We start from the raw sequence: 20,162 nt of genomic DNA on the forward strand, positions 1-20,162 counted from the left end.
CACGTCATTGCTTGGTCAACTTGGCGACGCGCCCACCAAGCCGCAGCTCGACAAGCGCATCTCAGATCCAAAGAGCAACTGTAATGCTAAGCCGACATCGGCTCCGAAATGGCGAAGTCGGCTGTGAAGACGAGCCCGCGGTCTGACCAGTCACGATCGATCCGTCCCGCAAGCTGCCGGACGATCAGCTTATCGAGAAGCTCGCTGCCGAAACCTGAGGGCTCGGTGTCGTCGGATTCCGGTGCCGCCGATGTGCCGGGTCGACCATCCTCGCGCCAGGTCAGACGCAGTCTTCGTCCCTCGCCTTCCGACGTCGCCTCCTGCCAATCGATATCGATGGTCCCTTCCCTGCCCGGCGCCAGGGCGCCGTATTTCGCCGCGTTCGTCGCCAGCTCGTGCAGGATCATTCCAATGGTCACCGCATCGCCTGGGGCGATCCAGACCTCGGGGCCTGCAGTGCGAATACGGGTTCCGACGTCATAGTGCTCGATTTCCGATGCCACGATCGCGGCGAACGACGCGCCCCTCCAGTCGGCCACCATCACCAGAGACTGCGTTTTGGCCAGTGAGCCGAGGCGTTCGAGAAGCACCGGGCGGATCGCTTCGGCCGGCTGCCTGGAGCGCAGCGACAACGACACGATCGCCTGAACCGTTGCCAGCGAATTCTTCACCCGATGGGCCATCTCGCGGGCCAAGAGCTGCGCCTGCTCCTCCGCCTCGCGGCGGAACCGCACCTCCTCGCGCAGCACCAGCTCCGTCCCGAGCATCGACACCAGATCCTCGATCGCCCGCCGATCCTCTGACGTCCAGTGGCGCGGCGCATGATCGATCGCGCAAAGCGAGCCGATGACAGCTCCGTCAGGGGTGCGAATCGGCACACCGAGATAGGCTTCCACGCCAAGATCATCGATGGCGAGGTTTCCGCGCACCAGCGGATGCGACCGCGCATCGTCGACGACCAAAGGTTCGCCGCTGGCGACAACATACTGGCAGAAGGAATGGCTGAGCGGGGTCTCGCGCCGCTCGGCCCAGATGTCGGGGAGGCCCACCTGACTTTTGAAGAATTGCCGGTCGGTGTCGAGGATCGAGACCAGCGATACCGGCACGCCGATGATACGCGCGGCCAGCCGTGTGATTCGATCGAAGGCGACCTCCGGCTCGGTGTCCAAGAGGTCGGCCGCGGTCAACCTGATACGCGAGTCGCTGTGTGGTTCCACAATGGCTTCCAATCGACGCCCCTCGTCAGTCGTTGCGCCCACCAGATTCGTAATGACCACAATATTCCTCGACGCAATGAACGCTATCGTCTTCAAATCGGACGGTACGCCGCCCGAAAACCAACGCGGTCTTCACAAGACCGCCCGTAGATGCGGCATTTTGACCACAGTCGCAAGACACAGATCCGATTCGGCCCTTCTGCTACAGGCGAAAGCGGAAGGCGAGACTTATCCCCGCTATCCTCGTGACGGCGGCTACCGACCGGCGATAATCGCGTGGCGATCCCGAAGCCCGTTGACCATCCGGCCGGACTCACTCTAGCCTTGTATCGTCGATGCTGGCCCGCCTTATGAGGGCATAACGCAGGCCGTGTCCTTCCGCCCACAGGGCGAAAAAAAGCGGAAATCCGATCACGACAAATCGGTGTGACCCAGAATTAAGGGTCGCTTAACCACCTCAAATACACTATATCTAGTGTCGCTGAACGGCCCTCGCACAAGATGGGCGATTCACGACAATTGGGGGATACGCACCGGGCGGAGGGGGAACTTCGCTGGCGGGCGATTCTTTGCGGCAAGAAAATTTTAGACGAGGATGGGACCGTCATGGGCATGAAGATCGATCGCCGATACACCGAGGCCGGCAAGAACGCGTATGACGCGATCACGTTTCGCAAGGCGACCAGCGAGATCCGCAACCCGGACGGTTCGGTGGTCTTCCGCCTCGCCGACATCGACGTGCCGGCGCAGTTCAGCCAGGTGGCGTCCGACATTCTGGCGCAGAAGTATTTCCGCAAAGCTGGCGTGCCGGCCCGGCTGAAGAAGGTCGAGGAAAACGACGTCCCCTCCTTCCTGTGGCGCTCTGTCGCGGACGAGGCCGCGCTCGCCAAGCTGCCCGAGGACGAGCGCACCGGCTCGGAAATGGACGCCCGGCAGGTCTTCGACCGGCTCGCCGGTACCTGGACCTACTGGGGCTGGAAGGGCGGCTATTTCGCCTCGGAAAAGGACGCGGCCGCCTTCCGCGACGAACTCGCCTACATGCTCGCGACCCAGAAGGTCGCGCCCAATTCGCCGCAATGGTTCAACACCGGCCTCCACTGGGCCTACGGCATCGATGGCCCGGGCCAGGGCCATTACTACGTCGACTACCGCTCCGGCGAACTGACCCGCTCGACATCCTCCTACGAGCACCCGCAGCCGCACGCCTGCTTCATCCAGTCCGTCGCCGACGATCTCGTCAATGACGGCGGCATCATGGATCTGTGGGTGCGCGAGGCGCGGCTGTTCAAATACGGCTCGGGCACCGGCTCCAACTTCTCCTACCTGCGCGGCGAAGGCGAAACGCTCGCCGGCGGCGGCAAGTCGTCCGGTCTGATGAGCTTCCTCAAGATCGGCGACCGGGCGGCAGGCGCGATCAAGTCCGGCGGGACCACCCGGCGGGCCGCCAAGATGGTCGTCGTCGACATCGACCATCCCGACATCGAGAAGTACATTTCCTGGAAGGTGCGCGAGGAGGAAAAGGTCGCCGCACTCGTCACCGGCTCCAAGACCGTCTCCAAGCATCTCAAGGCGATCCTGTCGGCCTGCGTCAATTGCGAAGGGCCGGACGGCGACTGCTTCGACCCGATGAAGAACCCGGCGCTGAAGCGCGCCGTCAAGGACGCCAAGCGCGCCCAGGTGCCGGAGAACTACGCCAAGCGCATCATCCAGTTCGCGCGCCAGGGCTATACCGACCTCGAATTCCCGGTCTTCGACACCGACTGGGATTCGGAGGCCTATCTCACCGTCTCCGGTCAGAACTCCAACAATTCCGTCTCGCTCAAGGACGACTTTTTACGCGCGGTCGAGGAGGATGGGAACTGGGATCTCATCCGCCGCACCGACGGCAAGGTATCGAAGACCCTCAAGGCCCGCGAACTTTGGGAGCAGATCGGCTATGCCGCCTGGGCCTCTGCGGATCCGGGCCTGCACTTCAACACCACGATGAACGACTGGCACACCTGCCCGGCAGCCGGCCCGATCCGCGCGTCGAACCCGTGCTCGGAATACATGTTCCTCGACGACACGGCCTGCAATCTCGCCTCGCTCAACCTCATCCAGTTCCGCGAGGAAGGGCTGGACGGGCCGGACGGCATCAAGCGCTTCGACACGGCGGCCTTCGAGCACGCGACCCGGCTGTGGACGATCGTCCTGGAAATTTCGGTCATGATGGCGCAGTTCCCGTCGAAGGAGATCGCCCAGCTCTCCTACGACTACCGCACGCTTGGCCTCGGCTTCGCCAATATCGGCGGCCTGTTGATGACCGCCGGCATTCCGTATGATTCCGACGAGGGTCGGTCGATCTGCGGCGCCATTTCGGCGCTGATGACCGGCGTCGCCTACCGGACCTCGGCCGAAATGGCCGGTCATCTCGGCGCCTTCCCCGACTACGAGCGTAACGCCGACGCCATGCTGCGCGTCATGCGCAATCATGCCCGCGCCGCTCACGGCCTTTCCGACGGTTACGAAACGCTGTCGGTCGACCCGGTGCCGCTCGACCACGCTTCGCTGACCGACAAGCGCCTCTCCGGCCGCGCCAAGGCGGCTTGGGCCGAGGCGGTCGAACTCGGCTCGGAGAACGGTTACCGTAACGCCCAGGTCTCGGTGATCGCGCCCACCGGCACGATCGGCCTTGTGATGGACTGCGACACCACCGGCATCGAGCCCGATTTCGCGCTGGTGAAGTTCAAGAAGCTCGCCGGCGGCGGCTATTTCAAGATCATCAACCGCGCCGTACCGGAAGCCCTCACCTCGCTCGGCTATGCCCCGCACGAGATCGCCGAGATCGAGGCCTACGCCGTCGGCCACGGCAATCTCGACCAGGCTCCGGCGATCAATCCCGGCTCGCTCGCCGCCAAGGGCTTCGGCGAGGCTGAGATCGCGGCGCTCAACGCGGCGCTCGGCCAAGCCTTCGACATCAAGTTCGTGTTCAACAAGTTCACGCTCGGCGAAAAATTCTGCAAGGAGACGCTCGGCCTCACCGACGCCCAACTCAATGACTTCTCCTTCGAGCTCCTGTCCTTCCTCGGCTTTTCGCGGAAGGACATTGATGCAGCCAACGTCCATGTCTGCGGGGCGATGACGCTGGAAGGCGCGCCGTTCCTGAAGGACGAGCACCTGCCGGTATTCGACTGCGCCAATCCCTGCGGGCGGATCGGCAAGCGCTATCTGTCGGTCGCGTCGCACATCCATATGATGGCGGCGGCCCAGCCGTTCATTTCCGGCGCGATCTCCAAGACCATCAACATGCCGAACGACGCGACGGTCGAGGATTGCAACGCCGCCTACATGCTGTCGTGGAAACTGGCGCTGAAGGCCAACGCGCTCTATCGCGACGGCTCCAAGCTCTCGCAACCGCTCAACGCCTCGCTGATCGCCGATGACGACGAGGACGAGGACATCGAGGAGGCGACAGCGGCGTTGATCGCCGCCTCGGCGCCGGCCCGCGCGGCCGAGGTCGCCGAACGCATCGTCGAGCGCATCGTCGAGCGCGTAGTGCGCGATCGCGAAAAACTGCCGAACCGGCGCAAGGGCTACACCCAGAAGGCCATCGTCGGCGGCCACAAGGTCTATCTTCGCACCGGCGAATTCGACGACGGGCGCATCGGCGAGATCTTCATCGACATGCACAAGGAGGGCGCAGCCTTCCGCGCGATGATGAACAATTTCGCCATCGCCATTTCGCTCGGCCTGCAGTTCGGCGTGCCGCTCGAAGAGTATGTCGAGGCGTTCACCTTCACGAGATTCGAGCCGGCCGGCATGGTCCAGGGCAACGAGGCGATCAAGAACGCCACGAGTATCCTCGACTACATTTTCCGGGAACTCGCCGTCTCCTATCTCGGCCGACACGATCTCGCCCATGTCCAGCCGGAGGAGTTCGGCGCCTCCGGCCTCGGCCGCGGCGTCGAAGGCGACAAGCCGCAGCCGATTTCGCCGGTCTCGCACGGCATGGTGCGCGGCCAAACCGCGAAGTTCCGGCTGGTCTCGAACGATCCGGCCGGCGCGCTGGCGGGATCGCCGGCCGGCGGGACCCTCACCGGTCCCGGCGATCGCGGCGGCAGCGAACCCGCGAAAGGCGCGGCGGTGGTGAAGGCCTCGGCCCGCGCCGCCGCCAACACCAGCGGCTCCGGCGGCAGCGTCGCGGCCACGGCGGTTTCCACTCGCGGCGGCAGTGTCGTGGCCGCGGTTTCGGCGACGCCTGCAACGGCCGCGGCCGTCGCCTTCAAGCGCGACTACGAAGAGGCCCCGGTCGCCACTCCCGCCCCGACCGCCGACGTCACGCCGGCGCAGGGGCTGTTCGACCAGCCGCTGGCTTTCCCGGCCAGCGACCGGGACGCGGCCAACGTCTCGGCCGATGCCGGCGCGAAGGCGACCAGCGCCGAGCGTCGCGCCATGGCGATGATGAAGGGCTACACCGGCGACAGCTGCTCGGAGTGCGGCAACTACTCGATGGTCCGCAACGGCACCTGCCTGAAATGCGACACCTGCGGCTCGACGAGCGGGTGCAGCTGAGGCGTTCGATCGAAAAAGACTGACCCTGACGCGTCACCGAATCTCCTGACGCGCCAGGAATCTGGCTCTACGTCGTAAAGGATGGCTCGATTTCGTATGACGTTGGCTCACCCCACTCTTGGCAGCTTTCTGTCGTCGACGGGGTGAGCCTCAGCACCAGGGAACTGAGCGCCCGTCGACGCGGAAAAAGGCAATCGAAACGAACAGCAAAATACGGGAAAGCTTGGCTCCGGCCACACACCTTCATGGAAGCACCCAATCCGCCGCCGCCAGCCCTCGGGGGATGACTCTTCAGCCTCGGTCTTGGGGGGGGAAGGTCTTCGCCCGCGCCACGATCAGCAATCCCTTGTCGCCGAAGTCTTATATGAGATCGATGGCTCCATGTGGACCGAGGCCTCGACGCCGTGCGGGGCACTTGCCGGACAGTGCGTCCGGGTCATCGTTGGCAGAAGAGGAATGATAGGGGCACTTACGGCGTAGCAGGGCCAAAATCGGACGGTCCTATCTCCGGTAGAAGAGGTGGCGAAGCCGACGTTCGGCTGACGACCCTACTTGGTTGCAGAGTGAAAGTCGGCAGGCTTTTTGGCGACCCATTTTACGAAGCGTGCGACCGTCTCGTTATCCGTGAGGGGCGTCCCGCTTTCTGCGTGGCGGACCAGTTCGCTCGCCGTGAAATTGGCGTCGATGGTCTCCCGGCAGATGGGATGGACAAGAACGGTGTCACGGCCACTCCGGCTTTTGGGGATCGGGTGGAAGCGGTCCACGGTCTCACCCAGCAATCGGCCGCATAGCCAGCACGGCTCCGGAGGCTCGGCATCGGTTGCCTNTCCGGCTTTTGGGGATCGGGTGGAAGCGGTCCACGGTCTCACCCAGCAATCGGCCGCATAGCCAGCACGGCTCCGGAGGCTCGGCATCGGTTGCCTCGTTCTCAAGCCAACTCGCGTCCCGAATTTTTCGCGCCATCTCGCAGCTCCTATTGCGCAGAATACGGTGCGGCATTGGGCTGTGGCACTATCTGCATTCGGCGCGACTGATGGGCCGACTTCACGCGGTCGGTCAAGTCTCGGCGCCATTTCGCCTGGAAGGAACGTCAGCTTCTATGAGTGATCGACCGGCGCTACAGTTTGCAATGGTCAGCGACCCGATCACCGCGCCCACCCACTGGTCTGCTCCCGAAATCGAAGGATCATCAGTCGAGGATGCGTACCAGAATGGAGTAGATGAAGAAGACTGGGCTTTGCCACCTTGGGAACAGCCGCAGCGCGACCGGACGACCAAGGCCGACAAGATAATGGACGTCGTCCGGGTCGACGCGGAGTTCAGCCAAAGCCTCACCGAGAAGAGCAGGAAGATGGACGCGCTGCATGTACGAACGCCTCATCAATTCCTCGGCGTCGGTGCCTGACTCAACCACCGATTATTTGGCCGAAATGGAATGCAGTCGATGGCCGCACTTACCGTTTCAAGGGGCCGCCAAATCGAACTCCGGCGAGGCCCGCTTCCGCTCGCCCCAGATGAGAATGAGATTGCGCGTATAGACGAACAGGCCCGCCGCCTGTCCCAAGATGAATACCGGGTCACGCCGCTGGATCGCATAGACTAGCAGCAATGCACCGCCTGCCAGGGAAAATATCCAGAAAGCGACGGGGATCACGCTTCGCCGGGCTCGCTCGGAGGCAAGCCACTGGACCACGAAGCGGCCGGTGAACATCAATTGGGCGACGAAGCCGAGCGCGACCCAGACATCGAACTGGTCGACGAAGACATGGCGGAGATAGGTGATAAGGTCGTTCATAGCGGTTGATCCGGGATGATTTCGCCGACATCTGGCCGCACCAGCGCCCGCTTACGCAGCCACCAGACCCCGAAGAGATCGAGAACTCCGCGAAGACCGCGATCGAAAATGCCGTAATTGGAGCGACCGAAGCGGCGCTGGCGATCCTTGACGTCGATATGCACGACAGTCAGTCCCTCCCGGAGCACCAGCGCCGGAAGATAGCGGTGCCAGCCATCGAAATAGGGCAACCGGCGGAACAGTTCGGTGGGCATTGCCTTCAACCCGCAACCGGTGTCGCGGGTCGCGTCCTTCAGGATGGCCGTGCGAAGGCGGTTGGCAAAACGCGAGGAAAGCTGCTTGAGCCTGCTGTCGGTCCGGCCAGTGCGCTGGCCGGCGGCAAGGCCGACCGTTGGCCCGGCCGACTCCAGCGCCGCAACGAGCACTGGAATGAAGGCGGGATCGTTCTGGCCGTCGCCATCGATGGTGACGACGAGATCACCGCTCGCGGCAAGAACGCCACTGCGAATGGCCCGGCTCTGTCCCGCAGGGCGATCGTGGCGGATGTGACGAAGCGGGATGCCCTCAGCCAAAAGACCCGCCAAGGTTTCCGCCGTCGCGTCGGTCGAGCCGTCGTCGACGACTAGGATCTCATGGCCGCGGGCGGCGAGAGCTGCCTCGATCTCGCGCAGCAATACAGCAAGATTTGCCGCCTCGTTGCGTGCCGGAACGACGATGCTCACAAGAGCGAAGTCCCTGCCGGGACCGACTTCCCGAGCCACGGTCGACGCAGGTTGGTTGGTCGCCGTGAATGTGGAGACATCGAGGTTTGAAACGTCTTGGGCAGCTTGCCTGGACAGCGGTAAGTCCGGGGTGGGTCGAAAATCATCCATGTTAGGCCGCGACCTCTCGTGCGAGCCGCAGCCTGGCCATCTGAACGGCCGCGACCGTCGCCACGACGCCGACCAAAGCGAAGCCGATCAGCTGGATCAGCGGATAGGAGAGCGCATCCGGCGGCGGATCGAAGATGCCGGACAGAAGCTTCACCAGCATGTCGGCGGCCACGACGCCGATCAGCGAGCCGATAACCGTGCCCGGCACCAGGATCAGCAACGCCTCGCTCCACAGGAAGCCGCCGATTTCCGCGCCCGAAGCCCCAAGAGCGGCGAGAATTTCGGCGGTGCGTTTGCGCTCGGCAAAGCCGAAGAACAGCATCAGGCCGGTCGCGGCGGCCAGCAGGACGACCGCGAAGGCGATTTCGACCGTGGTGAGCCGTCCGAGATCGACGGCTGTCAGGCTCGAGGCAATGATGTGGAAGGCGGATTCCAGATCGGTGACCGTATAGCCCGACGTCGAGCCAAGGTCCTGGCGGATCGCCGCAGCCAAGGCTTTCGGGTCGCCGAGCGAACGAACAAGCAAGAGCTCATGCGCCGACGAGCCTGTCTGCGTTGCGAGGTAGCTCGCATTGGCGACGAGGAAGGAATCCTTCGGCGCGGTCGGAAATTCCAGCGCCACGCCGACGAACTTGAACGAGATCGCCTCGTATTGGTGCGTTTTGGCATTTTGAAGCCGCAACTTGATCGGGTCGCCGATTGCCAGCTGGAAATCGTTGACGGTCTCCTGGGAGACCAGCACGCCGTCTGGATTCGTTTCCAGCGCTTTCAGCGTCGCCGCTGCATTTTTGTTGGCGAAATAGGCGTCCTCGACTGCCGTCGCCTTGCCGATCCGTGTCGGATCGATGCCGTAGATATCCTGGAGGTCGTTGCCGACATAGGCAAAGCGATGCTGCATCGGGACGGCGGCCACCACGCCCGGCATCGCTTGAATCGTCTGGACAACAGGACCAACCGGCGTCGCGGTGGAGCCGGTGACGGTTACGTCAGCGCCGTTGGTCAGCATCGCGTCGACGCGCGTCTGGCCGTTGTAGGTCAGGTTGAAGATGGACGCGGCGACAGCGAAGGAGAAGGCTAGAGACACCAGCGCGATGCCGCCGGCGATCCGCCGATGCTGCCGTGACAGGCCGGCTGCGACGCTCGGGGCGGTGGCTTTGGCCAGGCCAATCCGGATCGTCGTAGCTTCCATGGTCCCGGCGGAACGGCCGATCCACCAGGAAGCCAGCCGGATCGTCAGCAGTACGCTGCCGACCCAGAACAGCAGCGGCGACAGGAAGGCGGTGTAGTCGACGGCCGTCGCGGTCACGCCCTCGGGCGCCAGCACGACCTGATAGTTGGAACTAGCCGACTGCAGGAAAATCACCACGGCTCCGGCCAGGAAGATGAGATCGAGCCAAAGCCGCTGCCATAGCGGATCGCTGCCCCGGCTCATGGATGTTCGTCCGCGCAGCACGGTTTCGCCGCGCAACCGCCGAAGCGCAGGCAGAATGCCGCAGAGTAGCGCAACGGCGAAACCGCCAATGCCTGACAGGGCGATCCACATAAGTGCCGACGACGACAGCGAGGCCGTCCCGAATTGCAGGGCGGACAGGATCAACGCCGCCAGTGAGCCAACGATAGCGGCCCCGGCCGCGCCGATGGCTTCTTCGGAGGCGATCAGGCGCAGTATCGCCGAGCGATCGAAGCCGCGTATCCGCAGCAGCGCTTCATTCCGGCTCTTGTGATCGCGGTCGGTCAGGAGCAGCGAAACGGTCAGCAAGATGGCGAGCACAGCCGCCGGCAGACCGAGAAACAGGAAGATAACCCGGGCGTAGATCGCGTCGCCGCGAACCGCATCGAGGCGGGCGCCGAGATTGTCACCGACGAGGGCCTGTCCGGCGATGGACGCCTCGAAGTTTCGGACCTGACGCGCCTCCTCGATGAAGGCCGTATCGGGATAGCGCGCCAGCGCGGCGCGGATAAACGCGGCGTGAAACTGGACCGTCCCGGACGTATCCGCGGCGAAGAGCGTCGACCATTGCGTCGCCGGCAGAATGACGACGTTGTCCGGGGGCGCCGTCGGCCCGGCGCCGGCCGGCGCTCCGATCGACTGGAACAAGGCATCGGCATTGGGAAGTTCGACGATGCCGGCGACGGTGATCGTGCTTGCTGCGCCGTCACGCCGAAGGATCTGGATGCTGTCGCCGATTCCCGCATGAAGATTCGCGGCGGTCTGCTGCGCCAGCACCGGGCCATCCAGGCTGCCGAGGAGAAGCCGCATCTGTTCCGGGAAAGCAGACCGGTAGCCAGCGTCGATGCCGAAAACCTTCGCGGCCCCCGTGGTCTGGACAGTCCCGCCGGTGGTTGCCTGGAGCGCCCGCATGTCCGCATAATCGACCTGACTGACTGCGCGGATGGAAGGCAGCGCCTCGAGCGCGGTCTTGATCGCACCGGAGTCCGCGGCGAGTTTGGGCTGCACCTGCCAGTCGACGACGACTTGCGCGACGGCGCGCTCGGTCATCGTCGACGCGCTGATCACCGAGAATACGCCGATCAACGCGATCAGCGCGACGGCGATCGCGACACCGGAATAGGCCAGCGCGATCTGGACGGCGCGACGCTTGAAAATGCCTTTGATCCAAAGACCGAACATGATGGAAATCCTTTCAGGCGGCCTCGGCCAGCCGACCGTGGTCCATGCGCAATTGTGTCGCCATGGTCGCCGCCAGCCGCTCGTCATGGGTGGTGAGCAGGAGTGCGGTCTCGTTCTCACCGAGGGCATCGAGGACCGCCTTCATCACCGCTCGTCCGGTCGGCTGGTCGAGCTGCCCGGTCGGCTCGTCGGCGAGGATGATTTCGGGATTGGTGACGAGGGCCCTGGCGAAGGCGACACGCTGCATCTGGCCGCCGGAGAGCTCGTCCGGCAACTTGTCGGCCAAGTCCGCAAGCGACAGCAACGCCAGGGCTTCGGCGGCGCTCATATGCACCCGACCTTGAGGTGAACGGGCCGCCAATTGCAGCGGCAATGCCACGTTTTCCCGCACGGTCAGCGACGGGATCAGGCTCGGTTCCTGGAACACGACTCCGATCCGGCCAGGACGGAGCTTCGTGGCGGTCTCTGTACCGAACCACGACAAGAGGCCCGACGATGGCCGCACGATGCCGGCCAGCATTTTCAGCAGTGTGGACTTGCCACTTCCCGACGGCCCCGTGACGGCGATGCGGTCGCCCTGCCGTACGGCGATGTCCGCATTTTCCACCGCATGAACCGAGAGAGCGCCCAGATCATAATTCCGGCCCAGACCTCGCGCTTCGATCAGCGCCTCGCGATCATTGCGAAGCATGGGATGAGCGGTGCGTTCAAACAGACGCTCGGCTTCGTCGAGGGTCTCAACGAAGGGCCCTTCGACGAGATGTCCGTCCCGAAGATGCAGGGTCCGCGTGGCTATCGCCGCGACGGCGCGGCTGTGGGTCGCGATCAAAGCTCCCTTCCCCTTCCGGCTTCTGTCGACCAGAATGGCGAGGATCATCCGCTCGGTTGCCTCGTCGACTTCCGCGGTCGGCTCGTCCGCGACGATCAGGGGCGCGTCGAGTGCCAGGGCGACAGCCAAGCCCGCGCGGGCGATTTCACCGCCCGACAGCGTGGCTGGATAGGCATTGGCGCGCTCCGCCAGAGCGACCGACCGGAGAACAGCCTCGACGTCCATCCCGTCGTCGCCGCTTCGGTGGCACAACGCGAAAGCGATATTTTCGGCGACGGTCAGATGCGGGAACAGATTGTCGCGCTGGGCGAGAATCCCGAGCGTGGAGGCACGGATCACCGCTTTTTCCGCTTCCGGCCGTCGGGTCATCCGCCGCCCCCCGATATCGACCGTCCCGCCGTCGGGTTCATCGAGGCCGCATAGACACGAAAGAAGCGTCGACTTGCCACTCCCCGAGGGGCCGGTCAGGGCGACGATCTCGCCGGAGCTCACATCGAGGCTGACGCCCTTCAGTGCGCGAATCTCCGTATCGCCGATGTGATAGAAGCGGAACAGGTCCTCCGCATCGAGAAGCGTCACGACGACCACCGGAACGACTCGGCCATCATTTTCCACTGGTCGACATTGTCGGCGCCGGCGGGTGCGGACAATGTCAGGACCGCTTCCTTGCCGTCTTTGAAAAAGTAGATGCGGCGGTTCTCAAGGCGGATCTTGCGGTCGGTGACAGGGTTCACCGCGGAATTCGACAGGTAATCGACCGCGACCGCCTCCCCCGCCGGCAACGGCATCGTGCGAATGTTCCTGACATCGACAGCGTGGCCCCCGGCGACGAGGTCGGCGGCCTCCTTCTGCTTGACACTTGCGGAGGTCGGCATTTCGGATGCCTTCGTCACGTCGATGGCGATGCGACCGTATTTGTCCGCGAAGCTGACACCGTCCGCTGCGTCGCTGCGTGACCAGCCCTCCGGAACCTGCATCGAGAACCCGCTCGCAGACTTGTAGGTGATAAAGACCTGATCGTCGGGAATATCGCCGGGAGGATTGATTTCCGACGCCACGGCCGTCTCGCGTTGGGTAGCAGGACTGGATTGGGCAAAGACCTTTGCCGGAGCGACGAGTGCGGTTGCGGCAATCACCGTCCACAGCGCGGTTCTGACGAACGCGGAATTGTGGGTCATCGGATGTTCTCCTGTTGTTTTTGAAGGTGAAGGCGCGTCGCCAGCACCTCGATGCCGAGCGCGGCGTAAAGCGCCTCAGCGAGACGTCGGGTGAAGCAGGCGAAGTCGTTGCAAGGCTTGAACTGAAAAGCCGCCGCCGCTGCCCCTCCGACGAGGATTCCGGCAAGGATATCGCTGGGAAAATGCACGCCGAGCGCGACCCGAGCGGCGCCGACCGCGAGCGTGGCGACGGTGACCAAAACCCCCAACGAGCGGCGAGCGGCGAACAGGAGAGCGATCGCCACCGCACTCATCACCGCCGCGTGGTCGCTCGGAAGCGAACTGTCGGCGATATGCGCGAGGAGATTGGGGGCGAGCCCGATCGCGAAAGGCCGGGGAAAGTAGAACAGGAACGAGATGGCTCCGGCGATTGCCAGTGCGACACCCGCCGCCAGCGTCGCCGTAGTCGCCGTCTGTCTGCCCGCTGGCCCGCCGCGCAGCCACAATACGATGAGAACGACGGGCAGGATGCCAATTCCCCAGTCGGCCGTCGCGACCGACAGATCGGAAAGCCAGGACATGGCTGTCAGCGCGGATTGCGCCGCCGCCACTATCGCGTCGTTGAGGGCAGTGATCGTCACGGTCTCATTCTCCTTCGCTGAAGAGAATGCCGACCTCAGATGATCTGCCCTTGGCCAGAACTATACCGTTTGTAATCCGGCGAAGAAAAGGCGATATGGCAGTGCCATCCGCCCGACGAGAAAACGCGCCCGCCGGGGTGGCGGGCGCGAAAGGAAAGCCAAAAATTCTCGTCAGATGCCGTCAGTCGAAGCGATAGGACATTTTGGCCCAGACAGTATGGAAATCCGTCCGATCCTTCGTGTTCGCTGTAAAGTCGACCAGTTGGGCACCGTTGGTCGCTTTCGCCGACCAGTCGTTCTTGCCGAGGTCTGTATAAAGATATTCTAGACCGACCTACATATTCCGCGAGACGAGATAGTCGATACCGCCGCCGACCGCGTAGCCGGTATCGGTCTTGTCGGTCTTCTCGGAAAAATTGTAGCCCGTGAACGGCCCTGACGTCGTCGTGGGAAAGCTCGTGCTTTGGCTGCGTTTGGCATAGGCGAGACCGCCGGTGCCATAGACGAGGAACCGATCGTAGGCGTAGCCGAGACGGCCACGCACGGTGCCCATGTAATCGATCTTGTCCTTGACCGGGAAGTTGACGCCACCGACCGAGAAGCTGCGCTCGGAGGGTCCGCTCATCTTGTTGATGTCCGCAACCGCGCCGATGACGACGTTGCCGGTCTGATAGTCGTAGCCGATATGACCACCACCGATGAAGCTCGATTTGTTACTGGACGGCGTGGCGGCGAACGCGCCGGAATAGCCGGGCCGGGGATTATAAACTGTGTCGGCGCCGTCGAAACCGAAGGCTCCGCCGACCTGTCCGCCGATATAGAGGCCGGACCAAGTGTTGATCGGCGCCACGATCTCGATAGGAGCCGGCGCCGGTGGTTCTGGAACGATCAGATCCGCGGCCGCGGCGGGCGTGACAAAGGGCGCCGAGAGGGCAGCGAGCAGGAACCATCTCATATTTTCTCTCCAGGAAAGTTGGCGCATTCGGCGTTGCATGCCGGGTCCTCCGAACGCTTTAAACAGAGGACCCGGCCCGAGATGATCCCTCCGAACTCGCGGTGGACGCGGATTCCATCGCGCGATACCCGAGGTCCTGGACCGAAATGATTTGCTATCCGGCCCCATCTCGGCGTTCGGTTTAGGCTCCATCGATGGGGGCGAGATTGCCGAAACTATACGGTTTGCAAAAAAATCGACCGCCGCGTCAGCGAGCGCGATCGGCAGCCGGGCCGGTGTTCAGCGCGGCCGGCGGGAGCCCGCTCTCGCTGGCGACCATGTGCCGATCGAGCGCGAACGGTGCGTCGAGGAGTTGACGACCGGGCAGGCCCTCGTCTTGTCTTAGTCCAATGGCGACGAGCATGCCGTCTGGGTGCTCGCCGAGCCAGCGCTCCGCCTGGGCGCTGTCGATTACGTCGAGGGGTCGCCGCAGACGTCCGAGAAACCCGAACTCGCCCTGATAATCGCCGACGAAGGCAACCGGACCCGCCCGCGCCGCGACCAGTCTCGCGAGCGGCGCAAGGTCGTAATTCAGGAAGACCGACAGCGCGGCACCTGCTTGGCCAAGGATCGTCAGACCGAGGACGATGCCGGCGCCGATCCCGATCAGCTTCACGCTGATACCGCGCATCACATAGGCGCTGACCAGTGCCGCGGCCGGCAACAACGGCACGAGATAATGCGGCTGCTTACCGGCGATCAGGCTGAAGCTGGCGACCACCGGCACGAACCAGAGTGTCACGAAGCGCAGCGCGGGCGTGAATTTCCAGGCGCCCAGAAGCGCGGCCATCGGACGCTTCATCGCGCCTTTGTGGCCGGCCCAGACATAAGGTGAGAATATCCACGGCATCGCGAAGATTGGCAGCAGCGGCAGGTAAAACCAGAATGGTCGGGCATGGCTCGACGACAACGAGCCGGAAATGCGACCCGCGGTCTGGTCCCAGATCAGCGATCGGGCGAACTCGCCATTGGTTTCGACCAGCGCGGGCACGACCCAGGCGGCTATCGGCAGCAGCGAGACCAGAACGGCGAGACCAGCGCTTTGCCAAAAGGCCCTCGGCGCCAGCGCCTGACGCTCGGTCCGCCAGAGCGGATAGGCCGCAATTGGCCAGAACAGATGGAGATAGACCACCGGCCCCTTGGCCAGAACACCCAAGCCGATGGCGAAGCCTGCGATGGCGATCCAGCGCCATGACGGTGAGCGGGCATGGATCAAAAGCGCGATCAGCGCGCCGAGAATGCAGGCGGTCAGCAGGAGATCGAACAGGATCAAGCCGGCATAGATGACGAAGACGACGTTGCCCAGCGTCAGCCAGCCGACACGCGCGACGAGGACGTCATCGCTGGGAAACAGCTCGGCGGCCAAGCGGCGCGTGAGGACCATGACGGCGGCGGACACGGTAAAAATCATCGCGAGCGCCGCGACGCGCGACACGCCGAAGACCGCCCATGACAGATCGATCAACCAGAACAGCAGCGGCGGCTTGTGGTGATAAGCGGCGAAATTGAAAGTGGGGACGATGAAGTCCCGATTGACCATCATCTCCCAGGCGACGGTGAGATAGCGCGTCTCGTCCGGCGGCAACACCGGCCGCAGGGCCGCCGAAACGAGGATGAAAAGTCCGAGCACGAGGATCGGCAGGACGAGGGTTGGAATACGCCGAGGCATGGGAACATCGCCCTATGTGCGGACGAAATCCGCGAGACATTCAACTTTGTGGACGGCAGGATCCGCGCCGGTTCAGCCAAAGCCGCTTCGGGGAAGCAGCGGGAGGGTCGGCAGTCCAACGCGGTGCGCTCGGGACGAGCCTCTGTCACCCCGAGCGTTGTGTCGTAGAGCGCGAATTGTCGCCCTATTCGGCCGATTCGACCGAGGACGGCGATTTCATTATCGGCACCATCCGCCGCAACGCGTCCGACCGGAACACGAAATGCTGGGCAAGCGCGCCGACGATATGCACGCCGATCAGGACGAGCAGCGGCGTCCAGAGGACGGTGTGATAGCCGGCCAGCGTGTCATCGCCGGTAAACCAGGCGGTAAGGCCGACCACTGGCATGAGGATCAGCACGACGTAGAGCAATGCATGCGTGATCTTCGCGAGCCACACCGCCCAGTCGGGCTCACCCTCTGAATGCGACGGACGCCCATGGATGAAGAAGCGGTCGAGCAAGCGGATGGCGGCCGCGACAAGGATCGCCGAGCCGAGGACGATGTGGGTCCAGCCGAGAATCGTCGTCGTGGATGAAACCGCCTTGCCCTCGAGCGTTCCGTCCCAAAGCGAGACCATGAACTCGCTTTCGAGATATTGGACGATGATCAGAACGACGATCAGCCAGTGCATGGCGACATTGAGCCGGCTCCAGCCGGCGGGCGATGACTTTGCATTCATAACCGATCACTTCCGATTTCAAACTGGTGGTTTTCCGGCGCGCGACCCTTCCGCCGCCGATGTAGAATCCTTCTAGATCGGACGGGTCTTCAGTGGCATTTCCGGAACTATACGGTTTTGCAACCTTGGAAGGTGTGACAGTTGCGCTCGCGATGGCGCCGGCGGTCCGATCAAACGCATGGCGGACCATTTGCAGCGAGCGAGACATCAATCCGCGGATCGCGCAACTGAGGTTGGGTGTCCCTATCCAGTCCGGATCTAGGGATTCTCGCCGCTGGCATTGACCAGTCTGAACCGGACAACAGACATTTCCCGTCTGTGATGGCGGGGTCTCACGACGTCCCGTGAAACCTCTTCGAGATAGGGGCGCTGCTTGGCCGCCATGTCCTGCGACATGGTGATTTCGTTCTCGCCGGATAGAGCGCAGAGGCGCGCGGCCAGATTCACCGTCCGACCAAGGATCGTAAAATCCGCCCGCTTGCCGGCGCCAAGGGCGGCGGCGATCACCTCGCCCCGATAAAGACCGACGCCGGGATGGCGGGCCAGCGAATGGCAGGCTTCGATGCTTTCCGCCGCGGCCGCCACGGCGCGGTCGTCAGCATCCTCACCCTCGAAGAACGCCATGATCCCATCGCCGATGATCTTGTCGATCTCGCCATCATGCCGTGACACTGCTCCGGCGACGGCCGTGACAAAGGCATCAATGAGATCCGCCACGTCGCTTGGCGGGGCGCCTTCCGCGAAACTGGAAAAGTCCCGAAGATCGAGAAACATGACCACTGCTTCGAAGCGGGTCGCTGACGTCTCGTCATTGATCGCGTTGCGGACCGCGGAGACGGAGAGAAAACGCTGCAGTCGAAGGTGAACGCCACGAACGTAGATCGCCTGGCGATCAAGCGTCCTCTGGGCTTTGGCAATCACCACGCCGGTCGCCAGCACCGAGACAAAGAGCAGGCTCGCAAACACCTTCGTCCAGAAACCCGTCAATCGGGATATCGCGGATTCAAGCACGCCGCTTCGTCGCGTCGCGGCCAGCGATACGATTTTTCCCGAGCGCGGCAATGCCACGACCCCCAGGGAGGTCCAGTGTCCGGGCAGAACGATATCTTCCTTGAGGGTCGCCGCCCCGGTCGCCGTCAGGCCCTCGAAGGTCGCAGCGTCCAAAGATCCGCAGTCGGCGTTATAGGCGAGCTCGGCGATGCGTCCGCCGGACTGGTCGAGGACCAGGAGGCAGGTGAGCCCGGTCTCGGCCATCTCCTTTCGCAGTTCGGAAAGGACTGAAGCCGACGGCGGGGACGCTCCCTCGAAAAGACCGTCCGCCAGAAGCATGGTCTGGACGAGCCGGATTTCCTGCTCGGCAAAGAGCTTTTCCGCGCTGGCGGAGATGGCGTTGTTCAAGGTGAACACCAAGCCAACCGAACTGACGATGATCACCGGCAGGAGAAGGAGTAGGAATGTTCGCAGCAGTGGAAACGGTGTGCCGATTTCATGCGCATCGGCCCGCGGGGCGGTGTGCGGTAACTGTCTCCCCTTCTTCGAGGTCCACCCGATCACGGCCAGCGCCCATCAAGCACGGGTGCCTCGATCATCGCAGCGCCGTTCTTCGGCAGAAGGAGAATATCACTATTAGCGGTCGATGCGGCTCCCGGCGCGAGGGATTGGATCAGGCTGTCGAGGTCGTTCGAAAGCACCTGGCTATCTTCGGCGATCTCCAGGATCGCGTAACCGCCGGCGATCGGGTCGAGCATCTCGAGGGAAAGGCCGCCGACGAGAACCGGACGGCCGTCCTCACCGGGGCCGAGCTGGAAGCTCGATGGCCAGAAGGTGAGAACCAGGCGCTGATCGGATGCCGGCCCGGGCTTCGCATAGGCAGCGACGGGCCGGCGACCGTCGTGAAGCAGCGGTGCGGCTGGCCGTTCGACGAGAGGCACGCGCGATGGCATGAGCGTTTCCAGGAGACCGCCGACCGCAAGGGGAGTCCAGCCGGACGGCTCAAGGCGAGCGGTCAGCCCGGATAGTGAAAGATCGGTCTGAATCCTCAACACCTCGGCCTGATCGCCGGCGATCGTCAAACGACGTTCGGCGACCCTGCTCCAACCGTCGGCCAGCCATTCCTGCGAGCTGATCTGCTCCGCGATGGGCACCGGCGCGTAGTTCACGGTCCAGCGATCGTAGTCCTTCCACAGATGATAGCTGTAGGTCCCGAGATAGGCGGGCAGCAGAACCGCCAGCAGCGGCCCCAGGCGGATGGCCCGATCCTGCCGCCGGGTGAGGAACGCGAAGATCGCCGTCACCAGCAACCCGAACGATACGCCCGCGGCAACGTCGCTCAGCCAATGAGCACCGAGATACAGCCGGGTGAACGCAATGATCAGCGCGGCGCCAATGGCGGCCCCAATCGCCAGAGGACGCCATCGTGGTGCGAGGTGCGAAGCGACAATCACGGCCAGGACACCGAACACGGTCATCGAGAGCGTCGCGTGGCCGCTGGGGAAGGAGAAGGATTCGGCACCCGCATAGAGCATCGTCGGACGGGGCCGTTGGATGATCCCCTTGACGAGCGGGACGAACAGGCTCGACGTGGCGACCGCCATCGCTGCCGTTACCGCGACGCGGAAGTGCCGCCGGATGAGCAGCCAGGCGACGAGCGCCAGGCTCAGGCCGGTCAGCACGAAGCCGTCCGCCGCCATGGTGACCGCCGTGATGATGCGGGTGCCCGCGTCGCTGCGGAAGGATTGCAGGAAATTGTAGACGGCCTTGTCAATCAGCTTCAATTCCGGATCGAACAGGAGATTGCCGAGCAGCGTCAGGAAGCCGCCGGCGGCCAATGCCGCGACCATCAGGACGAGGGTCCATCCGACGATGTTGCGGTGGTTGGAGAGGATATGGGTTTCGTATCGCGCCAGCCGGCTCGCTGACGGGCCACGACGTTCGATCCGACCAAGGCGCCATCGATCGAAGACCGGGTAAGCGAAGCCATAGGCGATTTTGCCTAGCATTACAGTTGCGCCTTTCGACGAGTTCTGAATCCATGGGCGACCATGATTCGGAGGTCATGGATGATGGGCGCATCGATCGAGACGA

The 20,162-nt window shown here is 63.6% G+C and carries 14 protein-coding genes; 2 read left to right on the plus strand and 12 right to left on the minus strand.

Features of this window, described 5'->3' with window-relative positions:
- Nucleotides 1-86 precede the first annotated feature (86 nt).
- Entirely contained in the window at nucleotides 87-1,217 is a 1,131-nt protein-coding gene (locus tag VQ044_RS19390) for a sensor histidine kinase (RefSeq protein ID WP_327648988.1), read from the minus strand.
- 612 nt (nucleotides 1,218-1,829) lie between these two features.
- On the opposite strand from VQ044_RS19390, the gene VQ044_RS19395 reads away from it, so the two are divergent.
- Entirely contained in the window at nucleotides 1,830-5,768 is a 3,939-nt protein-coding gene (locus tag VQ044_RS19395; RefSeq protein ID WP_327651142.1) for a vitamin B12-dependent ribonucleotide reductase, read from the plus strand.
- Between the two features lie 1,099 nt (nucleotides 5,769-6,867).
- Nucleotides 6,868-7,173: a hypothetical protein gene (locus VQ044_RS19400; RefSeq protein ID WP_327648984.1), complete on the plus strand. Its 306-nt coding sequence runs from the start codon at nucleotides 6,868-6,870 to the stop codon at nucleotides 7,171-7,173.
- 57 nt (nucleotides 7,174-7,230) lie between these two features.
- On the opposite strand, the gene VQ044_RS19405 is transcribed toward VQ044_RS19400, so the two are convergent.
- From VQ044_RS19405 to VQ044_RS19455, 11 genes are all read right to left on the minus strand, one after another.
- Nucleotides 7,231-7,563 (minus strand): lipid-A-disaccharide synthase N-terminal domain-containing protein, encoded by a 333-nt coding sequence (locus tag VQ044_RS19405; protein ID WP_327648983.1) that lies wholly within the window; start codon nucleotides 7,561-7,563, stop codon nucleotides 7,231-7,233.
- Nucleotides 7,560-8,285: a glycosyltransferase family 2 protein gene (locus VQ044_RS19410; protein WP_327648981.1), complete on the minus strand. Its 726-nt coding sequence runs from the start codon at nucleotides 8,283-8,285 to the stop codon at nucleotides 7,560-7,562. Before VQ044_RS19410 ends, VQ044_RS19405 begins: the two co-directional genes overlap by 4 nt.
- Before the next feature lie 151 nt (nucleotides 8,286-8,436).
- Nucleotides 8,437-11,067: an ABC transporter permease gene (locus VQ044_RS19415; protein ID WP_327648980.1), complete on the minus strand. Its 2,631-nt coding sequence runs from the start codon at nucleotides 11,065-11,067 to the stop codon at nucleotides 8,437-8,439.
- A gap of 13 nt (nucleotides 11,068-11,080) precedes the next feature.
- A complete protein-coding gene (locus VQ044_RS19420; RefSeq protein WP_327648978.1) occupies nucleotides 11,081-12,475 on the minus strand; it encodes an ABC transporter ATP-binding protein in 1,395 nt (464 codons plus the stop codon).
- Nucleotides 12,472-13,074, minus strand: coding sequence for a hypothetical protein (locus VQ044_RS19425; protein ID WP_327648976.1), 603 nt, complete (start codon nucleotides 13,072-13,074; stop codon nucleotides 12,472-12,474). The genes VQ044_RS19420 and VQ044_RS19425 overlap by 4 nt, the downstream gene beginning before the upstream one ends.
- A complete protein-coding gene (locus tag VQ044_RS19430; RefSeq protein WP_327648975.1) occupies nucleotides 13,071-13,694 on the minus strand; it encodes a phosphatase PAP2 family protein in 624 nt (207 codons plus the stop codon). The genes VQ044_RS19425 and VQ044_RS19430 overlap by 4 nt, the downstream gene beginning before the upstream one ends.
- 334 nt (nucleotides 13,695-14,028) lie before the next feature.
- Nucleotides 14,029-14,649 (minus strand): outer membrane protein, encoded by a 621-nt coding sequence (locus VQ044_RS19435; RefSeq protein WP_327648973.1) that lies wholly within the window; start codon nucleotides 14,647-14,649, stop codon nucleotides 14,029-14,031.
- A gap of 247 nt (nucleotides 14,650-14,896) precedes the next feature.
- Complete coding sequence (locus tag VQ044_RS19440) at nucleotides 14,897-16,357, minus strand: ArnT family glycosyltransferase (RefSeq protein ID WP_327648972.1); 1,461 nt, start codon at nucleotides 16,355-16,357, stop codon at nucleotides 14,897-14,899.
- A gap of 184 nt (nucleotides 16,358-16,541) precedes the next feature.
- The gene (locus VQ044_RS19445) at nucleotides 16,542-17,078 is read right to left on the minus strand and encodes a cytochrome b (protein WP_327648971.1); all 537 of its coding nucleotides are present in this window, start codon (nucleotides 17,076-17,078) and stop codon (nucleotides 16,542-16,544) included.
- A gap of 258 nt (nucleotides 17,079-17,336) precedes the next feature.
- Entirely contained in the window at nucleotides 17,337-18,632 is a 1,296-nt protein-coding gene (locus VQ044_RS19450; RefSeq protein WP_327648970.1) for an adenylate/guanylate cyclase domain-containing protein, read from the minus strand.
- Nucleotides 18,629-20,077: a phosphatase PAP2 family protein gene (locus VQ044_RS19455; RefSeq protein WP_327648968.1), complete on the minus strand. Its 1,449-nt coding sequence runs from the start codon at nucleotides 20,075-20,077 to the stop codon at nucleotides 18,629-18,631. The genes VQ044_RS19450 and VQ044_RS19455 overlap by 4 nt, the downstream gene beginning before the upstream one ends.
- Nucleotides 20,078-20,162 lie beyond the last annotated feature (85 nt).

Origin of the sequence: Aurantimonas sp. C2-5-R2, from assembly GCF_036549495.1 — a bacterium.
In the GTDB taxonomy this organism is placed as follows: Bacteria; Pseudomonadota; Alphaproteobacteria; order Rhizobiales; family Rhizobiaceae; genus Aurantimonas; species Aurantimonas coralicida_A.

Bases quoted from the DNA above. Each gene is read 5' to 3' on its own strand.
- VQ044_RS19395 (WP_327651142.1), top strand. From the start codon at position 1,830: ATGAAGATCGATCGCCGATACACCGAGGCCGGCAAGAACGCGTATGAC.
- VQ044_RS19445 (WP_327648971.1), bottom strand. From the start codon at position 17,078: ATGAATGCAAAGTCATCGCCCGCCGGCTGGAGCCGGCTCAATGTCGCC.
- VQ044_RS19425 (WP_327648976.1), bottom strand. From the start codon at position 13,074: ATGACCCACAATTCCGCGTTCGTCAGAACCGCGCTGTGGACGGTGATT.
- VQ044_RS19405 (WP_327648983.1), bottom strand. From the start codon at position 7,563: ATGAACGACCTTATCACCTATCTCCGCCATGTCTTCGTCGACCAGTTC.
- VQ044_RS19400 (WP_327648984.1), top strand. From the start codon at position 6,868: ATGAGTGATCGACCGGCGCTACAGTTTGCAATGGTCAGCGACCCGATC.
- VQ044_RS19415 (WP_327648980.1), bottom strand. From the start codon at position 11,067: ATGTTCGGTCTTTGGATCAAAGGCATTTTCAAGCGTCGCGCCGTCCAG.
- VQ044_RS19435 (WP_327648973.1), bottom strand. From the start codon at position 14,649: ATGAGATGGTTCCTGCTCGCTGCCCTCTCGGCGCCCTTTGTCACGCCC.
- VQ044_RS19440 (WP_327648972.1), bottom strand. From the start codon at position 16,357: ATGCCTCGGCGTATTCCAACCCTCGTCCTGCCGATCCTCGTGCTCGGA.
- VQ044_RS19455 (WP_327648968.1), bottom strand. From the start codon at position 20,077: ATGCTAGGCAAAATCGCCTATGGCTTCGCTTACCCGGTCTTCGATCGA.